This is a genomic window from Variovorax sp. F042 (genome assembly GCF_057814215.1).
On sequence record NZ_JBVASX010000001.1, the window covers coordinates 674,373 to 694,807 of the forward strand.

Annotated in this window: 18 protein-coding genes; 5 read left to right on the top strand and 13 right to left on the bottom strand. The window is 67.8% G+C overall.

Annotated features, from left to right (window positions below):
* Positions 1 to 152 precede the first annotated feature (152 nt).
* Positions 153 to 548 carry a DoxX family protein gene (locus ACZYSP_RS03245; protein ID WP_093073981.1) on the top strand — a complete coding sequence of 132 codons (396 nt, stop codon included), beginning with the start codon at positions 153 to 155 and terminating at the stop codon, positions 546 to 548.
* A gap of 10 nt (positions 549 to 558) precedes the next feature.
* Here the strand turns inward: ACZYSP_RS03245 and def are convergent, their stop codons facing one another.
* The 5 genes from def to smc form a co-directional block, all read right to left on the bottom strand.
* Positions 559 to 1,098 carry a peptide deformylase gene (def, locus tag ACZYSP_RS03250; RefSeq protein WP_056590568.1) on the bottom strand — a complete coding sequence of 180 codons (540 nt, stop codon included), beginning with the start codon at positions 1,096 to 1,098 and terminating at the stop codon, positions 559 to 561.
* A gap of 45 nt (positions 1,099 to 1,143) precedes the next feature.
* Positions 1,144 to 1,560 (bottom strand): hypothetical protein, encoded by a 417-nt coding sequence (locus ACZYSP_RS03255; RefSeq protein WP_093073979.1) that lies wholly within the window; start codon positions 1,558 to 1,560, stop codon positions 1,144 to 1,146.
* A gap of 120 nt (positions 1,561 to 1,680) precedes the next feature.
* Complete coding sequence (ligA, locus tag ACZYSP_RS03260; RefSeq protein WP_093073977.1) at positions 1,681 to 3,780, bottom strand: NAD-dependent DNA ligase LigA; 2,100 nt, start codon at positions 3,778 to 3,780, stop codon at positions 1,681 to 1,683.
* A gap of 26 nt (positions 3,781 to 3,806) precedes the next feature.
* The gene (locus tag ACZYSP_RS03265; protein WP_093056934.1) at positions 3,807 to 4,913 is read right to left on the bottom strand and encodes a cell division protein ZipA C-terminal FtsZ-binding domain-containing protein; all 1,107 of its coding nucleotides are present in this window, start codon (positions 4,911 to 4,913) and stop codon (positions 3,807 to 3,809) included.
* Positions 4,914 to 4,927: 14 nt separating this feature from the next.
* The gene (smc, locus tag ACZYSP_RS03270; protein WP_093056935.1) at positions 4,928 to 8,443 is read right to left on the bottom strand and encodes a chromosome segregation protein SMC; all 3,516 of its coding nucleotides are present in this window, start codon (positions 8,441 to 8,443) and stop codon (positions 4,928 to 4,930) included.
* A gap of 114 nt (positions 8,444 to 8,557) precedes the next feature.
* Here smc and ACZYSP_RS03275 point away from each other — a divergent pair, with 114 nt between their 5' ends.
* From ACZYSP_RS03275 to ACZYSP_RS03290, 4 genes are all read left to right on the top strand, one after another.
* Complete coding sequence (locus ACZYSP_RS03275) at positions 8,558 to 9,316, top strand: hypothetical protein (RefSeq protein ID WP_093073975.1); 759 nt, start codon at positions 8,558 to 8,560, stop codon at positions 9,314 to 9,316.
* A gap of 64 nt (positions 9,317 to 9,380) precedes the next feature.
* Positions 9,381 to 9,695: a helix-turn-helix domain-containing protein gene (locus ACZYSP_RS03280; RefSeq protein ID WP_093073973.1), complete on the top strand. Its 315-nt coding sequence runs from the start codon at positions 9,381 to 9,383 to the stop codon at positions 9,693 to 9,695.
* Entirely contained in the window at positions 9,692 to 11,005 is a 1,314-nt protein-coding gene (locus ACZYSP_RS03285; RefSeq protein ID WP_093073971.1) for a type II toxin-antitoxin system HipA family toxin, read from the top strand. The genes ACZYSP_RS03280 and ACZYSP_RS03285 overlap by 4 nt, the downstream gene beginning before the upstream one ends.
* 51 nt (positions 11,006 to 11,056) lie before the next feature.
* Positions 11,057 to 11,749: a P-loop NTPase family protein gene (locus tag ACZYSP_RS03290; protein ID WP_093056939.1), complete on the top strand. Its 693-nt coding sequence runs from the start codon at positions 11,057 to 11,059 to the stop codon at positions 11,747 to 11,749.
* A 62-nt stretch (positions 11,750 to 11,811) separates the two neighbouring features.
* Here the strand turns inward: ACZYSP_RS03290 and fabG are convergent, their stop codons facing one another.
* From fabG to ACZYSP_RS03330, 8 genes are all read right to left on the bottom strand, one after another.
* Positions 11,812 to 12,543, bottom strand: a complete 732-nt coding sequence (gene fabG / locus ACZYSP_RS03295; protein ID WP_093056940.1) for a 3-oxoacyl-ACP reductase FabG — start codon at positions 12,541 to 12,543, stop codon at positions 11,812 to 11,814.
* Positions 12,540 to 13,022, bottom strand: a complete 483-nt coding sequence (locus ACZYSP_RS03300; protein WP_093073969.1) for a hotdog family protein — start codon at positions 13,020 to 13,022, stop codon at positions 12,540 to 12,542. The genes fabG and ACZYSP_RS03300 overlap by 4 nt, the downstream gene beginning before the upstream one ends.
* The gene (locus tag ACZYSP_RS03305; RefSeq protein WP_371258768.1) at positions 13,019 to 13,768 is read right to left on the bottom strand and encodes a class I SAM-dependent methyltransferase; all 750 of its coding nucleotides are present in this window, start codon (positions 13,766 to 13,768) and stop codon (positions 13,019 to 13,021) included. Before ACZYSP_RS03305 ends, ACZYSP_RS03300 begins: the two co-directional genes overlap by 4 nt.
* 70 nt (positions 13,769 to 13,838) lie before the next feature.
* Positions 13,839 to 14,660, bottom strand: a complete 822-nt coding sequence (locus tag ACZYSP_RS03310) for a polysaccharide deacetylase family protein (protein WP_093073965.1) — start codon at positions 14,658 to 14,660, stop codon at positions 13,839 to 13,841.
* 19 nt (positions 14,661 to 14,679) lie between these two features.
* Positions 14,680 to 17,076: an MMPL family transporter gene (locus ACZYSP_RS03315; protein WP_093073963.1), complete on the bottom strand. Its 2,397-nt coding sequence runs from the start codon at positions 17,074 to 17,076 to the stop codon at positions 14,680 to 14,682.
* Positions 17,073 to 17,702 carry a LolA-related protein gene (locus tag ACZYSP_RS03320; RefSeq protein ID WP_176928838.1) on the bottom strand — a complete coding sequence of 210 codons (630 nt, stop codon included), beginning with the start codon at positions 17,700 to 17,702 and terminating at the stop codon, positions 17,073 to 17,075. Before ACZYSP_RS03320 ends, ACZYSP_RS03315 begins: the two co-directional genes overlap by 4 nt.
* Positions 17,692 to 18,714, bottom strand: coding sequence for a lysophospholipid acyltransferase family protein (locus tag ACZYSP_RS03325; protein ID WP_093073961.1), 1,023 nt, complete (start codon positions 18,712 to 18,714; stop codon positions 17,692 to 17,694). Before ACZYSP_RS03325 ends, ACZYSP_RS03320 begins: the two co-directional genes overlap by 11 nt.
* Positions 18,714 to 20,420, bottom strand: a complete 1,707-nt coding sequence (locus ACZYSP_RS03330; RefSeq protein ID WP_093073959.1) for an AMP-binding protein — start codon at positions 20,418 to 20,420, stop codon at positions 18,714 to 18,716. The genes ACZYSP_RS03325 and ACZYSP_RS03330 overlap by 1 nt, the downstream gene beginning before the upstream one ends.
* Positions 20,421 to 20,435: the final 15 nt, after the last annotated feature.

Consider the following 20,435-nt stretch of genomic DNA (forward strand, 5'->3'; position numbering starts at 1 on the left):
AACAGTAGGCAAAAGGCAGTGTACGGGCCGACACCAGACTCTGCCAAAGAACTCCGGGTTGGATGCATATGCGCCGCAAAAGCTGGCTCGAAGCGTCGCAGGTTCACTACCATACGGCCCTCCAATCAACCACTCCAATGGAATCCACACAAATGGTCAAATCCGACGACACCGGCAAGTTCATCCTGCGCGTTTCGCTTGGCGTCCTGATCCTGCTGCACGGCATCGCCAAGCTGCAAGGCGGCGTCGGCTTCATCTCCGGCATGCTGGCCCAGCACGGGCTGCCGGGCGCGCTGGCCTATCTGGTCTACATCGGCGAGGTGGTGGCGCCCGTGCTGCTGATCATCGGCCTCTACACGCGTCCCGCCGCGTGGATCGTGGTCATCAACATGCTGGTGGCATTCGCGCTGGTCCATATGAAGGACCTGACCTCACTCGGCAAGCAAGGCGGCTGGGCGTTGGAACTGCAAGGCATGTTCCTGTTCGCGGCGCTGGCTCTCGCCTTCATGGGCGGTGGCCGCTTCGCACTCAGCAGCAAATACAACTGATCAGGTTCGATCAGTCGTCGTCGGCTGCATCGAGGCCCGGAAACAGAACCTCGGTGTAGCCGAAGCGCGAGAAATCGCGCACCCGCATCGGGTAGAGCTTGCCCAGCAAGTGATCGACTTCATGCTGCACCACGCGCGCATGAAAGCCGGTGGCGACCCGGTCGATCGGGTCGCCGTACGGGTCGAACCCGGTATAGCGGATGTTGGCAAAGCGCGGCACCACGCCGCGCAGGCCCGGCACCGACAGGCACCCTTCCCAGCCCTCTTCTTCCTCGTCGTCCAGCGGCGTGATGACGGGATTGAGCAGCACGGTGCGCGGCACCGGCGGCGCATCGGGATAACGGGGGTTCACGACATCAGTGCCGAAGATCACGAGCTGCTGGTCCACGCCGATCTGCGGCGCGGCTAGGCCGGCGCCATTGACCGCATGCATGGTTTCGAACATGTCGCGCACCAGCAGGTGCAGCTCGTCGGTGTCGAAGGCGGCGACCGGCTGCGCGATGCGCAGCAGCCGGGGGTCGCCCATCTTGAGGATTTCGCGGATGGCCATGGCGGGATTATCGCGACAGCCCCGCGTCTTCGCCCCCTGGCAGGATCAGGGAGGAGTTTGCGTCTTGGAGTCCGGCGAGGTCCACAGGCGCGCGTTGCCGCGCGGCTGCGTCGGGATGGAGCCGGGACCGCCACCTGCAATCGGCGGTCGCACCACGGCCGGAGGCCGGCCACCGCCCCAGTTCGGCGGACGCGCCGCCGGATAGCCCGGACGCACGGCCGGATAAGCCGGGCGGCCGTAATAAGGACGACCACCGTCGTAATACGGACGGCGCTCGTAGTAGCCGCCACCGTTGATGTAGACCGGCGCAGGCGCCACGACCACGGGCGCAGGCTCGCTGTAGTAAGGCCCCGACGAATAGCCCCCGCCGTAGTAGGGATCGGCAGGCACGCCCACGCAGCCGCTCAGCAGCGCAACGCCGCCGAGTGCAACACAGGCACCGAGAACTCGAATTTTTTGCATGAGGGACTCTCCTTGTGGCCTTCAATTAGCTTTCAACGCCAGGTTGTAGACCCTGTTGACTGCGCTGCGATGAAGTCGCGTAACGGCCGGTAAAGAGGATCTGCCGTCACGTTTCCCCGCTCACTCGCCCGCGTCTTCTGCCGGGACACCGTTGGCGAGTATCTCCAGCATACGCGCCTCGTCGATGATCTCGACTCCGTTCTCACGTGCCTTGTCGAGCTTGCTCCCGGCCTCTTCCCCGGCCACGAGGTAATGGGTTTTCTTGCTGACGGAGCCGGAAACCTTGGCACCGGCCGCCTCCAATTTATCCTTCGCTTCGTCGCGGCTCAGCGTAGGAAGGGTACCGGTGATGACGAAGGTCAGGCCCGCCAAAGGCTTCGGGGCACGCGCGGCCGGCTCGCCCTCTTCCCACGTCAATCCGCAGGCGCGCAGCTGCTCGACCACTTCGCGGTTGTGCGGCTGGTCGAAGAAGGTGCGCAGGCTTTGCGCCACCACCGGGCCAACGTCGTTCACTTCGAGCAATTGCTCTTCGGTCGCGTCCATGATCGCGTCGAGCTTGCCGAAGTGCTTGGCCAGGTCTTTCGCGGTGGTCTCGCCCACGTGGCGAATGCCAAGGCCGAACAGGAAGCGCGGCAGCGTGGTCTTCTTCGAGGCTTCGAGCGCATCGACGAGGTTCTTCGCCGACTTCTCGGCCATGCGCTCCAGCCCGGCCAGCGTGGTGAAGCCCAGCTTGTAGAGATCAGGCAAGGTGCGGATCAGGTTGGCATCGACCAGTTGCTCGACCAGCTTGTCGCCAAGGCCGTCGACGTCGACCGCACGCCGCGCCGAGAAGTGCAGGATGGCTTCCTTGCGCTGCGCCGCACAGAACAGGCCGCCAGTGCAGCGGTAGTCGACCTCGCCCTCTTCGCGCACGGCCTCCGAATCGCACACAGGACATTTGTGCGGCATGGTGAACTGCGCAGCGCGCTCGCCCTCGGGTTTTGCGAGGCTTTCGGGCACCACGCCGACCACCTCGGGAATCACGTCGCCGGCGCGACGCACGATCACCGTGTCGCCCACACGCACATCCTTGCGGCGCGCTTCGTCTTCGTTGTGCAGCGTGGCGTTCGTCACGGTCACGCCGCCGACGAATACCGGCGCGAGCTTGGCCACCGGCGTAAGCTTGCCGGTGCGCCCGACCTGGATCTCGATGCCGACCACTTCGGTCAGCTGCTCCTGGGCCGGGTACTTGTGGGCCACGGCCCAGCGCGGCTCGCGTGAGACAAAGCCCAGTTGCCGCTGCAACTCGATGCTGTCGACCTTGTAGACCACGCCATCGATGTCGTAGGGCAAGGCATCGCGCTGGCGGCCGATGTTTTCGTGGAATGCTATGAGTTCGATAGCGCCCGTAGCTCGCGCCGTCTGCGTCGCCACAGGGAAGCCCCATGCGTGGAACTGCTGCAGCCAGTCGAACTGCGTCGGACAGTCTGGCCCGCCTTCGGCCGCCGGCGTGACCTCGCCCAGCCCGTAGGCAAAGAAGCTCAGGGGCCGCGCCGCGGCAATCGCCGGATCGAGCTGACGCACCGCGCCAGCCGCGGCGTTGCGTGGATTGACGAACACCTTCTCGTTCTTTTGTCCGTCCGCAATCTTCTGGCGCTGGCGCTCGTTGAGCGCGTCGAAATCGGCGCGCTTCATGTAGACCTCGCCGCGCACTTCGACCACGGGCGGTGCCGTGCCGTTGAGCCGCAGAGGGATCTCGCGCACGGTGCGGATGTTCTGCGTGACCTCTTCGCCCACCTCGCCGTCGCCGCGCGTGGCAGCCTGCACCAGCACGCCGTTCTCGTAGCGCAGGTTCATGGCGAGGCCATCGAACTTCAGCTCGCAGACATAGCTGACCTGCGGCCCGTCCTCGGGCAAGCCCAGTTCCTTGCGCACGCGCGCATCGAAGGCGCTCGCGCCGCCGGGCGTGATGTCGGTCTCGGTGCGGATCGACAGCATCGGCACCTTGTGGCGCACCTTGACGAAACCGTCGAGCACCTTGCCGCCCACGCGCTGCGTCGGCGAATCGGGCGTGCGCAGATCGGGAAACTCTGCCTCGATGGCCTGCAGGCGCTGGAAGAGCTTGTCGTATTCCGCGTCCGGCAGTTCGGGCGTGTCGAGCACGTAGTAGAGATGGGCGTGCCGGTGGAGCTGTTCGCTCAGTGCGGCGGCTTCGCGTGCCGCTTCGTCGCGCGTCGTCATGGGGTGTCTCCCGAAGGTCGGAGTTGTTAGCTGAAGAGGCGTCGCGCCAGCGGAGAACCCGCAGCGAGGTCGCGCGCATCGAGCGTGTCGTAGAGCTGCTCGAGGTCGGCGCCGATCACGTCCATCGTCTCGTCGCGCAGCAGCTGGCCGTCGCTGTCGGTAACCACGCCGTCCATTTCGCGCGCCAGCGTTGCGGCGGCTTCGCGCATGCGGCGGAACGGCTCTTCGCCGCGGTCGACCTGCGGCACATCGAGGCTCAGGCTGAGTTCGCGAATGGCCGACTGGGCCGGGTCGTCGGCCAGCGCGGCCTGCGTGTCGAAGGCCAGCCCGAGGATCGGCGGCAAGCCGACTTCGCTGGTCGGCAGCACCATGCGCCCCGGGATGATGCCGGCCACGAAGCCGAGCCGCGCCGCGTTCTGCTGCACATAGCCCGGGCTCCAGGCCGCATGCAATGCGCGCAGGACAAAGCCCAGCTGCGCGTCGTGCGCGCTGGCGAACTGGTCGAGCTCGCGGGCGCGTGCCACTTCGTCGAGCATCTCGGGGAACTCCGGCGCGCCGTTGACCGCATCGGCAAATGCCTGCGCCTTGACCACGAATTCGGAGTACTCGATTTCGTTGAGCGCGCCCGTGCGGTTGGCCAGCTGCACACCGACCTGGAAGGCGCTGTAGCGCTGACCGGGCACGGGCGGCTCCCATTGGCCGTTGTGTTCGTTCAGGCCCTCGATGGCCACTGGCTTGCTACCGGCGCGCCGCGTCGACGGCATGGCGGCAATGGCGGCGTCACCGGACGCGAGCCCGTCGAGCGAGATTGGCGCGATCACGTCGATCAGCGGATCGAGCCCGCCGCGGCGCTCGCCGGTCGGCACGGGCACGCCGCTGGGCGCCGGCAGGTCGGGGTCAAACAGGGGCTCGTGGCGGTCGGCGCCCTGCTGCACCTGGTACGGGTCGACGTGCAGCATCGGCTCCGCGCCGTCGGGCGAGCCCGACATTGCGCGCTCCGCATCGGCCAACGCAAGGTCGACTGCATCGGGCTGGCGCGGCGCATTGCGGCGCGACATCAGCGTGTTGTAGGCAACGACGGCCGCGAGAACGAGACCGCCGAGGATGGCCAGGGCGAGAGTGAGATTGGTCATGGGTGCCGCTCGGCTTACGCGGCTTCGACCATCGAGACCGCCGACTCCATGTCGACCGCGACGATGCGCGACACGCCCTGCTCCTGCATCGTCACGCCGATCAGTTGCTCGGCCATTTCCATGGCGATCTTGTTGTGGCTGATGAAGAGGAACTGGGTTTCACGGCTCATGGCGGTGACGAGTTTGGCATAGCGCTCGGTGTTCGCGTCGTCCAGCGGCGCGTCCACTTCGTCGAGCAGACAGAACGGCGCCGGGTTCAGCTGGAAGATGGCGAACACGAGCGCAATGGCCGTGAGCGCCTTCTCGCCGCCCGAGAGCAGGTGGATGGTCTGGTTCTTCTTGCCCGGAGGCTGGGCCATCACCTGCACGCCGGAGTCGAGGATCTCGTCGCCGGTCATCATGAGCTTGGCATTGCCGCCGCCGAATAGCTCGGGGAACATGCGGCTGAAGTGCTCGTTGACGATCTTGAAGGTGCCGCCGAGCAGGTCGCGCGTTTCGGCGTCGATCTTGCGGATGGCGTCTTCGAGCGTGCCGATGGCTTCGTTCAGGTCGGCCGACTGGGCGTCGAGGAAGGTCTTGCGTTCGCTGGCAATGGCCAGTTCGTCGAGCGCGGCCAGGTTCACCGCACCGAGCGCGACCACTTCGCGGTTGAGGCGGTCGATTTCGCTCTGCAGGCCGGTGAGCTTGACCTTGTCGGTTTCGATCGACTGCTCGATGGCTTCGAGGTCGGCGCCGGCGTCGTCCAGCAGTTGCTGGTATTGCTCGACGCCCAGGCGCGCGGCCTGCTCCTTCAGCTGGAACTCGGTGATGCGCTGGCGCAGCGGGTCGAGTTCGCGTTCGAGCTGCAGGCGGCGCTCGTCGCTGGCGCGCAGCTTGAGAGTGAGGTCGTCGTACTGGCTGCGCGCCGAACCGAGCGCAGCTTCGCGCTCGAGCTTGAGGGCCAGCGCATCCTGCAGGCCGGCTTGCGCGGCGGCGTCTGACAGGCGGCTCAACTCGGCGCGGGCGCGCTCGTCTTCGTCGGTCAGCGCCACGGTCTGCTGCGCAGCGGTTTCGATGGAGCGGTTGAGCTCCGCACGGCGGGCTTCGAGCGTGCGTTGCGAGAAGGTCGCTTCCTGTGCCTGGCGTTCAAGGCTGCGATGCTGCTCGCGGCTCGCGGCCAGCGCGCGGCCGGCCTCGATCACGCGTTCGTCGAGTTCGGCATGGCGCTCCTGGCTGTCTGCCAGTTGCATGTCGAGCTCTTCGAAGCGGCCTTCGGCAGCGATGCGTTTTTCTTGCAGTTCTTCGAGCTGCGCATCGACTTCGCCGAGGTCAGCCGCCAGCTGCTGGCTGCGGGCGCGGGTCTGCTCGGCGAGCTGCGTCATACGCAGGGTCTCGACCTGCAATTCGTGCGCGCGCGACTGGGTTTCGGCGGCTTCGCGCCGCGCAGTCACGAGGCGCTGCGCAGCGTCGGCATAGGCCGCTTCGGCGCGGACCAGCGCAGTGCGCGCTTCTTCGTTGATGAGCGTCTGGGCGCGCAGCTGGCGCTCCAGGTTTTCCATTTCCTGCTGGCGGGCCAGCAAGCCAGCCTGCTCGGAATCAGGTGCGTAGAAATTGACGCTGTGCGAGGACACGGCATGGCCGCTCTGCACGTAGATGACCTCACCCGGCTGCAGCGCGGCGCGCTGGGCCAGCGCTTCCTCGAAGCTCGCGGCGGTGTAGCAGCCGTGCAGCCAGTCGTTCAGCAAGGCCTGTTGCCCCGCATCGTTCAGGCGCAGCAGGCTCGACAGGCGCGGCAGCGCGGCCGTGCCTTCGGGTGCTCCGGCGGCCGGCGGACTGTAGAAGGCGAGCTTGGCGGGCGGCGCGTCGTTGCCGAAGGCGCGCACCATCTCCAGGCGGCTGACTTCGAGCGCGCCCAGTCGCTCGCGCAGTGCGGCTTCGAGCGCGCTTTCCCAGCCCTGTTCGATGTGGATGCGGCTCCACAGGCCCTGCAAGCCGTCGAGGCCATGCTTGGCGAGCCAGGGGGCCAGCTTGCCGTCGGTCTTGACCTTTTCCTGCAGCGCGCGCAGCGCTTCGAGGCGGGCCGAGTACTCGGCGTGGCGGGCGCCCTCGGTGTTGACGGCCTGCTGCTTGGCGCGGCGGTCGTCGTCGAGCTGCGGCACGGCTTCCTGCAGCTCGTGCAGGCGCGCTTCGGCTTCGCTGGCGGCTTCCTGCGCCATGGCGTGCTGCTCCTGCATGTCGAGCAGGCGGGCTTCGTCGGGCGCGGCCAGCGCGTTCTGGTCGGCGCGCAGGCGTTCGCTGCGCTGCGTGAGCTGGCGGCTTTGTTCTTCGATGTTGCGCTGGTCGGCGGCCAGCACCTGGATCTGCTGCTGCACCTGCGACACGGTCGTGCGCTGGGTGTTGGCCTCGTCCTGGGCGCGTTGCACGGCCTCTTCGAGGTCGGGCATGCGCGCGTCGTGCTCTTCGAGCTGGGCGGCCAGCATGATGGCCTGCTCTTCAGCGTCTACACCCGCGCCGGCCAGGGTTTCGATCTCGGTTTCGGCTTCTTCGCGGCGACGGCCCCACTGGCCCATTTGCTCGCGCAGTTGCACAAGACGCTGCTCGACGCGCTGGCGGCCTTCGACCACGAAGCGAATCTCGCCTTCGAGCCGGCCGACTTCGGCGCTGGCCTCGTAGAGCTTGCCCTGCGCCTGGTTGACCTGGTCACCGGCCCCGTAGTGGGCCTGGCGCACGGTTTCGAGCTCGGCCTCGATGTGGCGCAGGTCTGCCGTACGCGATTCGAGATCGTTGATGGCCTTTTCGGAATCGGCCTTGATCTTGGACTGGTCGGCGTTGCTTTCGCTGCGCTTCAGGAACCACAGCTGGTGCTGCTTCTTCGTGGCGTCGCCCTGCAGCGTGTTGTAGCGCGCGGCCACCTCGGCCTGCTTTTCGAGCTTTTCGAGGTTGGCGTTGAGTTCGCGAAGAATGTCTTCGACCCGCGTGAGGTTCTCGCGCGTGTCGCCCAGGCGGTTTTCGGTTTCGCGGCGGCGCTCCTTGTACTTGGAAACGCCCGCGGCTTCTTCGAGGAACAGGCGCAGTTCCTCGGGCTTCGATTCGATGATCCGGCTGATCGTGCCCTGGCCGATGATGGCGTAGGCGCGGGGGCCGAGGCCCGTGCCCAGGAACACGTCCTGCACGTCGCGGCGACGCACCGGCTGGTTGTTGATGTAGTAACTGCTGGTGCCGTCGCGGGTGAGCACGCGGCGCACGGCGATTTCGCCGAACTGGTTCCACTGGCCGCCGGCGCGGTGATCGGCGTTGTCGAACACCAGTTCCACGCTCGAGCGGCTGGCCTGCTTGCGGGTGGTTGTGCCGTTGAAGATCACGTCCTGCATCGATTCGCCGCGCAACTCCGACGCGCGCGACTCGCCGAGCACCCAGCGCACCGCGTCCATGATGTTCGACTTGCCGCAACCGTTGGGCCCGACGACGCCGACCAGTTGGCCCGGCAGCAGGAAGTTGGTGGGTTCGGCGAACGACTTGAAGCCCGAAAGCTTGATGGAATTAAGACGCACGACTTGTCGGCCTGCCTTGGCTGTAGCGCCAAGGTATTGATTTGTAAGGAAAATTGCACGGGCCCGCAGCTTGATGCAGGCCGCCGCCCCAGCCGTGGATGATAACGTCAGGGCATGAGCGATTCCCCGGTTTCACCCCTTGCCGTAAGACGAACCTGGCTGCTGGCGGGCACGGCCGCCCTGCTCGGTCTTGCCGGCTGCTCGTCGGTACGCGACACCCAGCGCGCCGAACCCTACAACAACCAGGAGTGGCTGCAGTCCGGCGCCAACCGCATCGCCAACCTGTCATTGCGCGACAACCTGCAATCAGTGCGACGGGTTCAGAGCACCCTGTACAAGCGCAACCCCCGCGAATGGCGCAAGTCGGCAGCCAGCATGGACGAGGCCACCCAGCGCGCCTGGGACGCCGTGCTCAAAGGCCCGCCCCTGCCCGAGTTGAAGGGCGCCACCGGCATCGACGCGATCCGCATGGCCTTCGACACCGGGCCGCAGGGCTACCAGGGCGACCGCGTCGCGGCACTGGTGGTTGGCTGGGCCACCATGCTCAAGCAGGCCAACGGCGACACCTGGGACCAGACCATGATCGACGGCGTCAACGCCGAAAACAGCTTCCGGGCCGCACGCAACTTCGAGATCTCGCTCTGGCTCATTTCCTCCAAGACCGGCCCCGACGGCCAGCCGCTGCTGCTGGCCACCGAAATCAGCGACCGTGGCCGCAACCTCGTGGCCGACCGCGAACTGTCGAAGGTGGTGGCGCGGCTCGATCTGCTGGCCGCCCAGGCCGACGAGAAATACCGCCGGGCGGCACTCGACTTCGGCCAGAACTGGGTGATGGGCGTGGTCATGCCCTTCTTCACGCTGCTGCCCAAGTAAGGTCGCGGGGAATGCAGCATAGGAAAGATATTTCCCAAATCTGCATTTACGGTAATATGTTTCCGTGAACAAGCAGGAACTCATCACCGCCCTGACTGCCCGCCGCGAGGCCGCCGGCATCTCGAATGCCGAGATCGCGCTGCGCTCTGGGCTCACCGAGCGCTCCGTGCGCAACGCGTTGAGCCTGCGGGGCAACCCTCAGTTGTCGTCCCTGCTTGCGCTGGTCGATGCGCTGGGGCTCGAGTTGCAGCTTGCGCCCAAGGGCTTCGGTGAAACGACGGCAACCGATGCCGGCTACCGCCCCGTGACCACGCGCGTCGGCCATGCCGTGACGCAGGCGCCCGCCCCGCGCTACGTCAAGCGCCGCTCACCGCCATGAACGTCAAGATCCTGGAGATTTCGCTCGGCGCACGCCGCTTCGGCAAGCTGTTCCAGTACGCCGACCTGTGCCGCTTCGTGGCGGAACCCGAGCTAGTCGCCAGCCCACCGCCCGAAGTGCTGTCGCTCTCGATGGTGGCGAGCGATCCGCCCACTCAGTCGGCGCTGTGGAGCGACGTCAAGAACCCGTTGTTCAACGCCCAGAGCGGCCTGCTGCCCAGCTTTTTCCAGAACCTGCTGCCCGAGGGCGTGCTGCGCAGCCACATCGCGCAGCTTCGCGGCTGCCGCGAGAACGATTATTTCGAGCTGCTCGCGGCCTGTGGCGGCGACCTGCCCGGCGCCGTGAGCGCCAGGCCAGTGTCGGTGGACCGCGGCACGCTGCAGCGGCTCATCACGCAGGACCAGGACGCGCTGGAGATGTCGGTGGTCGAGCTGCCGATGCCGCAGGGCATTTCGGTCTCCGGCGTGCAGCCCAAGCTGGGCCTGCGCCGCCAGGGCGGACGGTATGTTGCCCGCACACGGGCCGGTGCGAGCACCCGGGTCATCGCCAAGCTGCCGGTGGCCGGCCGGCCGCACATGCCGCAGCTCGAAATGCTGTCGCTGCAGATGGCGAGCGCGGCGGGCGTCGAGGTTTGCCATGCCGAACTCGCACCGCTCTCAGCCATTGCCGCAGAGCACAGCTATGCGCTGCCCGACGAACCCGAGTTTCTGGCAGTGACGCGTTTCGACCGCGACGGCGCGCGCCGCATCCACTTCGAAGATTTCGCGCAGGTGCTGGCAATCGACCCGATGCGCAAGTACAGCGGGAGCTACCTCGACATGGCGCTCGCAATGCGCGCCTTTCCGTCGCTGGGCGACGAAGCGGTGCTCGAGCTCGTGCGGCGCCTTGCGGTGAACGATCTCCTCGGCAACCCCGATGCGCATCTGAAGAACTTCGGCGTGCTGTACCCCGATGGCATCGCGCCGCGCTTTGCCCCGGCCTACGACATCGTCGCCTACGCAGCGCTGCAAGGTGTCGACGGCCACGCCTTGCCATTGCTGCCCGCAGCCGCCGGCACGGCCAGGCGCACGGCCCTGTTCACGCCCGCCAGCGTGCGCGCCTTCTGCTTCTCGACCGGGCTGCACGAGCCGCTGGTGCGCCGTGTGATCGCCGACACCGCGCGGCTCGCCCGCGACAAGTGGCCCGCAATGATCGAAGCCTCGACGCTGCCGGCCCCGTGGAAGAAACGGCTGCAGCAGCGATTGCAGGCACATCCCTTGCTGCAAGCCATTTCAAAAGGTGGCAAACAAAAAGAAAAAGCAGCCCCCTAGAATGAATCCGCCCTCCACCCCTCCTCAACCCATTCGAGGCAGCATCAACTCATGAGCTCCATCAATTTCATCGGCGGCGAAAAAGGCGGTGTCGGCAAGTCGGTCACCGCGCGCGTGCTGGCGCAGTACTTCATCGACCACAGCCGCCCCTTCACCGGCTTCGACACCGACCGCTCGCACAGCTCGTTCACCCGTTTCTACGAAGGCTTTGCCTCGCCCGTGGTGGTCGACAGCTTCGAAGGGCTCGACACGGTCGTCAACGGCTTCGAGACCAACCCGCAGCAAAGCGTGATCGTCGACCTCGCGGCCCAGACGCTGGCGCCACTGTCGCGCTGGATCAAGGAGTCGGACCTGTTCGACGTGTTCGCCGAGATTGGCGTCACAGTCAATTTCTGGCACGTGCTGGACGACGGCAAGGACTCGACCGACCTGCTCGGCTCGCTGATCGACACCTTCGGCAACCGGCCCAACTACATCGTGGTGCAGAACTACGGGCGTGGCAGCGACTTCGGGATGCTGCTGGGTTCGCAATCGCTTTCGAAGGCCACGGCCAATGGCGCTCGCGTGATTGCGCTGCCGCGTTTGCATGACGCGAGCATGCGCAAGATCGATGCGCAGAACACCAGTTTCTGGAAGGCCGTGAATGACCGCGAAGGGCCGCATGCGCTGGGGCTGCTGGAGCGCCAGCGCGTGAAGTCTTGGCTGGCTACCGTTTACGCCGCGTTCGACACGCTGCCGTTGTAGGTTTTATTGGGGCCGCCCAAGGACACAGCACCCACCGCCGTGCCCCATGGCGACCAGCGCCCCTAGATCATCCCGCCATTGATCGAGATCACCTGCCCCGTGATGTAGGCCGCCTCGTCGCTGGCCAGGAACGCCGCCAGCGACGCCACTTCCTGCGGCGTTCCCGCCCGCTTCACCGGCACCATCTGGTTGATCACCGCCTGGTCGAACACTGCATCCGCCATCGGCGAGGCGATGATCCCGGGCGCGATCGCATTCACCGTCACGCCGCGCGACGCCACTTCGAGCGACAGCGCCTTGGTCGCACTGTTCAGCGCGCCCTTGGCAGCGGCGTAGTTGACCTGCCCCCGGTTGCCCGCAATCGCGGCCACCGACGAGATGTTCAAAATGCGGCCCCACCGCGTGCGCATCATCGGCAGCAGCAAGGGCTGCGTGACGCGGAAGAAGCCGTTGAGCGACACGTCGATCACCTTGTGCCACTGCTCGGCGCGCATGCCCGGCAGCACGGCGTCGTCGTGCACGCCCGCGTTGTTGACGAGGATCTGCACCGCCCCGCCCTCCAGGATGCGCGCGCAAGCTGCTGCCGAGGCCTCGTCGCTGCGCAGGTCGAACACATGGCATTCCGCCTTGCCGCCTGCAGCCGTGATCGATGCCGCCAGTTGCTCGACCGCCTCGGGCCGCGAATTGGCATGCAGCAGCACCGTGGCGCCGTCCCGTGCCAGGCGTTCGGCCATGGCAGCGCCGAGTGCGCCGCTTGCGCCTGTGATGAGTGCGCGTTTTCCTTCGAGGCTCATGGCGATGTCGTGCTTTCTTGTTGTTCTGCTGCGAGCGGCGTGTTCAGGACCACGACGGCACGGCCTTCGGCCAGCATGCGGCCGTCGTCGGCCTTGACGGTGAATTCATAGAGGATCTGGCGATCGTCACCCGACAGGCGCCGGGCGCCCACCTGCAAGGCGCCGGGCACGTCGTCGAGACGTGCCACCGCCAGCTTCACATTGCGCGCGCTTGCCAGGAAACCGGCCGATGGCCTGCTGCCCTCGGTGGCCAGCAAGCCACCATGCAGCGCCATGGCCTGCGCCGCGTATTCGATTGCGTTCGGTGCGAGCAGGCCGCCTTCCGTGCGCAGAGGGTTGCCCGCTTGCGCATGGGTCGTGGTGCTGCAGTGGATCGCGTCGGCGTCCCAGCTTTCGAGCCGCTCGAGCAGGCACATGCTGCCGCTGTGCGGAATGCGCTGCGCAATGCCTGCGCGGTCGAGCGTCTGCGGTGCGGTCAAGCTGCGGCCTCCAGGTCGGCGACCAGCAGTACGTTGGCAAACGGGGTGCCTTCGCTCATCGGGATGCTCTGCACCCGGAAGCCCAGGCGCTGCAGCAGCGCGGTCCAGTCGGCCAGCGGACGGCCCCAGGTCGGCGAGACCTTGTGGCCGCGGATGCGTGTCACGGTGCGGTCGACCCACTGGCTGATTGCGAAGCCACGGCGGCTCGACGCATCGCCCACGCGCAGCAGCAGCCGTGCGTGCGGATTGCCGCCACGGCGCAGCGCGTCGTGCACGCGCTGGAGCACACCTTCCTGCGCTTCGAGGTTCACGTAATGCAGCACGTCGAGGATCACGACGAGGTCGCAGTCCGGCAAGGCAGCCGAGCACATGTCGGCGCAGACAAGCCTGGGCGTGGGCTCCAGATGGCCAATGGAGGCCTCGGCGCGCGCCACGTCCTTCGGCATCAGCTCGATGCCGGTGTAGTCGGCGCTGTGCGGCGTGGCAAGCCACGCTGATGGCCAGCGGCCCTGCTTCTGCATCGCGCTCATCGATGCCAGCAGGCTCGCGAAGAGGCCCTGCCCGCAGCCGATGTCGACCACGCGGTGGTGCGGCGCGCCAAACAGCCCGCGCTCGAGCAGCCCGCGAAACACCGGGTCGCGCCCCAGCTTGCCGCGTGCGAAGTGCCAGGCGAAGCTGCCGCCTTTTTTGTAGGGAATGGTCGCGGCTTCATGCAGCTCGCGCCACGCCTTATCGGTCGACAACATCACCGCGCTCATTCGGAAACCTCCGCGCTTCGCGCTGCGGTGCGAGCGCCTTCGGGCGGCCGGGCGGCGCTCATGACTTCAATCCTTCAGGCAGGGTCACGGAGCGCAATCCATCGGCGCGCAGGCGTTCGAGCAACAAGGGCAGTACCTCCAGCAAAACAGGTTGTCCAGCAACGGTGCGCGCGGCATTGCCGTCGTGCAGCAACAGGATGTCGCGCGCCTGCAGGTTGTGGCTCAAGCGCGCCATCACCTTGGCGGCGTCGCCTTCGCGCGTGTCGAAGCCGCGCCGTGTCCAGCTCACGAGCGAGAGGCCGAGGCGGTGCAGCACGGGTTCGAGAAACGGGTTGCGCAGGCCAGCGGGCGCGCGGAAACAGGTCGGGCGCTGGCCGGTGACGTCGCTCAGGATGTCCTGCGCCCGCGCGATCTCGGCGGCGAAACCGCGCGGCCCGAGAAAGGAAAAATTGTGCCGGTGCCGCGCCGTGTGGTTCTGGATGCTGTGGCCGCGCGCCACGATCTCGCGTGCCAGTTCGGGATGCGCCAGCACGCGCTCGGCAATGCAGAAGAAGGTGGCGCGCTGGCCGTGCGCGTCGAGCAGTTCGAGCACACGCGGCGTTACCTCGGGCTCCGGCCCGTCGTCGATGGTGATCGCCACTTCGCGCCGCGCCGCGGCCGCTTCGGGCAGCCGCGTGACATTAGGGCCCAGCAGGCTGCTGCGCGGCGTCAGGCCGGCACCGGTGATCAACGCATGGTTCAGCACGATCGCGCCGACGGCCCACGGCAACGCGCCCGGCACCAGCACGCCCGCACCGATGGCCGCGACGTGCCACGCCGCGCTGGCGCGAATGGCCGGCGGCCAGGGCCAGGATTCGGTAGGTGCGGGAGCGATGGACATGAGGCCGGATTTTCCCCCGTCAGCCACGCGAAGCCTGCGAAGGCCCCACGCTGCGTGCGAATGCTGCCGAAAGCAACAGCGCCAGCAGCGCCCCAGGCGCAACCACGCGGCCGATGGACGACAGCGCCGGAATGTCCGAAATCGCGATCAGCCCGAACGACACCACGGTCGTCAGGTTGGCCAGCATCAGCGACGCCAGCGTGTCCTCGTCGGCCCGCCCGGTGGTGCGCAGCTGGTCGAAGAACAGCGCGTAGTTGGATCCCACCGCCACGATCAGCAGCAGCCCCACCAGATGCAGGATGCCCAGCGCCGCCTGCAGCACGGCCATGCCCCCAAGCGTGAGCACCACCGCGAACACCAGGGGTTGGCACACGGCCAGCAGCCGGCGCCACGAACGCAGGTAGATGCCGAGCAACAGCACCACCGCCAGCGCGCCGAGCAGCACCTGCACGAAGGCCTCGTGCAGGTAGCGCTGGTACAGGCTCGCAAGTTCGCGGCCGACGTCGACCACCTGCACTTCAGGCAGGCCGGCCAGCGCCGCTTCCAGGCGGCCCTGGTCGAACTTGGCGCCCGGATGCAGCACGACCAGCGTGCCCCAGCCGCCGCCCGGACGCTGGTACATCAGCGTGTTCAGGACCGAGCCGAGCGGCCCGGCGGCCAGTTCGGCGCGCTGCACCAGTGGCAGCTTGCGCGCAGCCTCGATGTCGGCCAGGAACGGTCCGAGCCGCGAAGCCGGCAGCGGCATGCCCTTGGTTGCTTCTGCCAGGTTGGCGCGCAGCGTTTCGGCGTCCGGCAGGGCTGCGATGCGCGCGGTCTGCACTTCCACGCTGGGCAGCACGCGGGTGACCGTTTCGTAGCCGACGAGTTCGCCCTGATCCACCAGCGCATCGAGCCGCTGCGCCGCCGCCTCGGTGTTGCGCAGCGCGGCCTGCTCGTCGTCGCCATAGGCGACCACCAGCACGCCACCGTCGCTCGCGCCGATGTCGTTGCGCAGCATTTCGTCCAGCTGCTGGGCTGCCTTGGGCACCGGGCTCATCGCGCCAAGATCGGCGCGCCACAGATGGCCGCCCTGCCACAGCACCAATGCCAGTGCCGCCACCCCCAGCGCGGCCAGAGGCCAGCGCAGGCGCGGCAGGCCGCGCACCAGCGCGCCGGCCATTTGCGCCATGTACTTGCGCATGCCCATGCCGGTGGCACCGTCGGGCGCGAGCATCGGCAGCACATAGCGCGTAGCCAGCGCCGCCGCAACAAGGCCGGCGATGGAGAACACACCCAGCTGCGCCAGCCCCGGAAAGCCCGAAAACACCAGCGCCGCAAAGCCGCACACCGAGGTCAGCAGCCCGAGCCGAACGGTCGGCCAGTTCAGGTCGCGCCAACGCTGCCAGCCGGTGCCGGCCACGGTGGCGCCACGCGCCTGGATGAGGTAGTAGATGGCGTAGTCGACCGTTTCTCCGATCAGCGTGCTGCCGAAGCCCAGCGTGAGGCCATGCACCGAGCCGAACACCAGGCTCACGCTCGCGGTGCCGATCACCACGCCCGTGGCCACGGGCAGGAAGGCGATGACCAGCGCGCGCGGCGATGCAAACGCCAGCAACAGCAGCCCGCCCATCACGATGCCGCCCACCACCGCGAGGTGGATCGCTTCGGTCTTGATCTTGTCGCGGCTCATCACCGAGAACACGGGCGGACCGCTCAGCAGCAGCTTGGGCGCGGTTGCGCCCATGTCGCGCGTCGCGGCCGCGTAGGCGGCGTGCACGCGCGCAATGGCGATGGCCTGCGCGTCGAGGTCGCTGCCGGCAGCGCGCGTGGTGGCGACCATCAGCGCGCGCGGCGCGGTGCGCGACATCCATACGCCGTCCTCGCTGCGCGGCGCGCTGGCGGGCGTCAGCTCCATGGCAATGCGCTGCGTCTCCCCGGTCGGGTCGCGATCAAGGAGGGGCTTGATCACGTTGCCGGCAGGCGTGCCCAGCATCGACAGCGTTTCGTTGATCGCGTCGCGCAAGCCCTCGACAGTGAACTGCCCGGGCGTGACGCCGGGCGACAGCTGGTAGCGGTGTTGGAGTACCCAGTTTCCCGCCTCGCTCCAGTCGCCGACGTCGCCGTTCTGGATCAGGTCGAAGAGCTTGCTCTCGCGCATGTCCTTTGCGACCGCGCGCGACACCGCGGCGCGCTGCTCGGCACTGCCGCCTTCGATGCCCAGCATCAGCGTGCGCGAGGCGACGCCGCTTTGCAGCTGCTCGATCAGCACGCGCTGGCGCACATCCGGGCTCTTGGGCAGAAAGGCCGAGAGGTCGGCGCCGATCTGCGTGCGCGCGATGACCACGGCTCCGCACACCAGCACCAGCAGCCACGCCAGCAGCACGACCGCCCTGCGCCGCCAGCCCGGCGGGCCGCCCGCCTGCTGCTGTGGCGTCACGGCGTGGTGCGTCCGGTGGCGCCGGACGGAGCCGCGTTGGCTGGCGCGGGTGCTGTCGCGCCCGGCGTGATGTTCATGGCCGATCGGTCACCGCCGACGAACTCCATCTCGAGCCCCAGCACGTCGCTCGCGCGGCCGCTGATGCGGATGCTGCGCACCTGCGCGGCCAGCCGGCTGTCCATCGGCACGAGGTCGAGCGTCCACTTGGCAGCGGAGCCCGACACGGTGCTGCGGAAATAGCGCTGCAGCGTGGCGCCGTCGCCGGTCAGCGTGCCTCGCATGGCTTCGACCAGGCCGAGCAGCTCGGGCATGCTGTCGAGCGCCAGCGTGCGGTTGCGGCCGCCGCGCGACAACGTCAGCGTGTTGCCCTCGACCGCCATGGTCTCGACGCGCGGCGACAGCGTGCGGCGCACCAGCTTGTCGGGCGCATCGAAGCTCAGCGTGCCGCTGGCGTCGAGCGGGCCTTCCAGGCCGTGCACGAAGCGCTGTTCGGTGAAGCGGGCCTCCCCGCTCTTCTGCTTGGCCAGCAGCGTCATCAGTTCGGGCAGGTCGAACGCCGCCCAGGCCGGCACGGCGCAAAAGGCCAGTGCGAGCACGCATGCCCTGCAAAGCCAGTCAAGCCGCATCTTCGAGCCAGAAATCATGGAAATTGAACCAGTTGTAGGGATACGCGCGGCACAGCGCTTCGAGGCGTGCCACATAGGCTTCGACGGCAGCACGAATGCGCGCTTCGCGCTCCGCGGGGCTGCAAACCGGCTCGCCGAAGTCGGCCAGCGGGTCGAATCGCACGTCATAGCGGGCACCGCCGCCGTAGAGCCCGGCCATGAAGAACACCTTGCGACGCAGCAAGGCGGCCAGGCGGAAAGGACCATCGTTGAAAACTGCGGGCTGCCCGAGGAACGGCAGCACGATGTTGTTGCCACGCTGGTGCGCGGGCTGCTCTTCGCTGCCCGGCAGCGTGCGGTCGGCCAGCATGCCGCCCAGGCCGCCGCCGTCGAGCCAGTCGCGCAGGGCCAGCATCGAATGCGGCCGGCCCAACGCGATGACGTGCGGCCGCAGCTCGGGCACGGCAATGGTGTTGAGGACGGCCGTGATGCGCTGCGCGTTGTCTGGGTACATCAGCATCGCCAGGCGCAGGTTGCACTGGTGCGTCTGCTGCTTGCAGGCGCCGAGCACCTCGAAGCTGCCGATGTGGGCGCCGAGCAGAAAGGCGCCCCGCCCTCGCGCGATCTCGGCATCGATCGGTGCATTGCCCTCGATGCTGACCTTGAACAGGTCCAGGCGCCCACGCAGGAAATACACGCGATCGAGCACCGTCGAGGCAAAGGCGTGCAGCAGGCGGAAGCCGTCGACCCAACCCGCCTGCGGACCGATGGCCCGGAACAGGTAGCGCTTGATGTGCCGGCGCTGCGCCGGCGCGAACAGCAGGAAGTACAGGGCAATCGGCGGCAGCAGGAGGCGCGTGACGTGGCGTCCGCACACCAGCGCCATGAAAACGATGAACCGCAGCGCCAGCATGTTGCTGCGCTCGGGCGCACGGGCCCAGTCGCCGCTTTCGCCACGCTCGCCTTTCGGTGCCGCCTGCCCTGCCCTGGTTGCCTCTTTCACGGCGCGCGCCTCGACATCGGTGTGCTTCATCACGCGGACTCTTGCACGGCCGTCCAGCGGCCCGTGACAGCCACCACGCCGTCGCAACGCACGTCGAAACGCACGCCGCGACCAGGCCCGGCTTCCGGATGCAGCTCGATGGACAGCGCGGCGCCGGGCCGCACGGGCGCCAGGAACTTGGCCGCGGCGAGCGTGGGATGGGCGCCCAGCCGAGCCACCAGGGCCGGCACGCGGCGAATGGCCTCCATGACCTCGGCCAGCACCAGCGCGCCCGGCAGCAGCGGCTGCCCCGGGAAATGACCGGCAAACACGGGGTGGTCAGCTGGCACCACGTGGGCCATCTGCACCGATGTGTCGTCTTCCGCTAGCTGCGCCAGCGCAAATTCGCGCAGCGCCCGCACGGTGAGCTTGCCCGTGCCTTCGCGCGGGAAGGCCTTGACCTGCACCACGCGGCGCGGCACGAACACGGGTTCGAGCCGCTGCCGCAGGGCCGCGATGATGTCGCCCGCCGACAGCGTGGGCGCGACCACAAAGGCCACCGGCCGTACGACACCGTCGGCCACCTCGTCGGGCAGCCAGAAGGCGCCGTCGTCCACGCCGGGAATGCTGTTCAGGTGAAAGTTCAGGTGCGCGAGCGAACTGCGCCGGCCTGCCACGTGGATCAGGTCGTTGGCCCGGCCGAACAGGCGAAAGCGGCGCTCGTCCAGCAGTTCGAGCACGTCGGCCATGGGCGTGGGCTCGGGAATGAAGTCGCCGCTGAAGATGAAGCGCTCGGGGCTACCGTCCGCCGAAGGCTCGGCGTGCACGCGGATCTCGCCGAATGTCTCCCAGATCTCGTTGTCGGTGGTGCGGCGCGTGGCGACCTGCCCCGACTCGGTACTGCCGTAGATTTCGAGCAGCACGCCGCCCATCGCCTGCTCTGCCTGCTGCGCGAGCTGCGGCGAAAGCGGCGCGGTGGCCGACAGGATCAGGTCGACCGGCGGCAGCTCGATGCCCGAGAGCAGCAATGTCTTGAGATGGAACGGCGTGGTCACCAGCGCGCGGGGGCGCGGCACCGAGGCCAGCGTCTTCGCCACATCGGCCGGAAAGAATGGCCGGCCGCTTTCGAAGGCCGCGCCGCCGAGCATTGCCAGCAGCACTGACGACTCGAGCCCGTAGCTGTGCTGCACGGGCACGGTCGCGACCAGCGTCAGGCCTTCCAGCGTGGGACGTTCGAGCACACGGCACAGCCGTTTCACGGCCACCGCGACGTCGCCCACCAGCGTGCCCCAGGTCTTGGCGTGGGGCTGCGGCACGCCGGTCGAACCGGAGGTCAGCAGGCTGGCGGCGTGCATGGCTGCGTCGATCTGCGGCACGGGGGCCTCAGAGCTCGCGCGGTTCTGGCTGTTCTCGATCAGCACGCGCTGCATGCCGGGCGTTTGCTGCTTCAGATCGTCGGTGAGCGCAAAAAGACGTGGGCCGCCGGACTCGAGCAGGCGAGCGAGCGTGTCGGGCCGCGCGTCGGGCGGCAGCAGGCTGGCATGGCCGCGCACCAGCGCCGCGCCCAGGCTCACGGCAAAGGCATAGCGGTCGACGCAGAGATTGACGGCGGAGCCCTCGCCCGGAAGCTCGGGCGCGAAGCGGGCCACGTCGGCCAGGAACTGCCGCGTGCTCACGGGCACGCCGGCGCGCCAGGCCAGGATGGAATCTGGGTCTCGGTCGGTGAGAAGTGGCAGGAAACGGGTATCTGTCGTCACGCGGGCGGCGCCTGT

Excerpts from the sequence above, each read along its gene's own strand:
- ACZYSP_RS03245 (WP_093073981.1), top strand. The coding sequence starts at position 153 with ATGGTCAAATCCGACGACACCGGCAAGTTCATCCTGCGCGTTTCGCTT.
- def (WP_056590568.1), bottom strand. The coding sequence starts at position 1,098 with ATGGCCATCCGCGAAATCCTCAAGATGGGCGACCCCCGGCTGCTGCGC.
- ACZYSP_RS03255 (WP_093073979.1), bottom strand. The coding sequence starts at position 1,560 with ATGCAAAAAATTCGAGTTCTCGGTGCCTGTGTTGCACTCGGCGGCGTT.
- ligA (WP_093073977.1), bottom strand. The coding sequence starts at position 3,780 with ATGACGACGCGCGACGAAGCGGCACGCGAAGCCGCCGCACTGAGCGAA.
- ACZYSP_RS03265 (WP_093056934.1), bottom strand. The coding sequence starts at position 4,913 with ATGACCAATCTCACTCTCGCCCTGGCCATCCTCGGCGGTCTCGTTCTC.
- ACZYSP_RS03275 (WP_093073975.1), top strand. The coding sequence starts at position 8,558 with ATGAGCGATTCCCCGGTTTCACCCCTTGCCGTAAGACGAACCTGGCTG.
- ACZYSP_RS03285 (WP_093073971.1), top strand. The coding sequence starts at position 9,692 with ATGAACGTCAAGATCCTGGAGATTTCGCTCGGCGCACGCCGCTTCGGC.
- ACZYSP_RS03290 (WP_093056939.1), top strand. The coding sequence starts at position 11,057 with ATGAGCTCCATCAATTTCATCGGCGGCGAAAAAGGCGGTGTCGGCAAG.
- fabG (WP_093056940.1), bottom strand. The coding sequence starts at position 12,543 with ATGAGCCTCGAAGGAAAACGCGCACTCATCACAGGCGCAAGCGGCGCA.
- ACZYSP_RS03305 (WP_371258768.1), bottom strand. The coding sequence starts at position 13,768 with ATGTTGTCGACCGATAAGGCGTGGCGCGAGCTGCATGAAGCCGCGACC.
- ACZYSP_RS03310 (WP_093073965.1), bottom strand. The coding sequence starts at position 14,660 with ATGTCCATCGCTCCCGCACCTACCGAATCCTGGCCCTGGCCGCCGGCC.
- ACZYSP_RS03320 (WP_176928838.1), bottom strand. The coding sequence starts at position 17,702 with ATGCGGCTTGACTGGCTTTGCAGGGCATGCGTGCTCGCACTGGCCTTT.
- ACZYSP_RS03325 (WP_093073961.1), bottom strand. The coding sequence starts at position 18,714 with ATGAAGCACACCGATGTCGAGGCGCGCGCCGTGAAAGAGGCAACCAGG.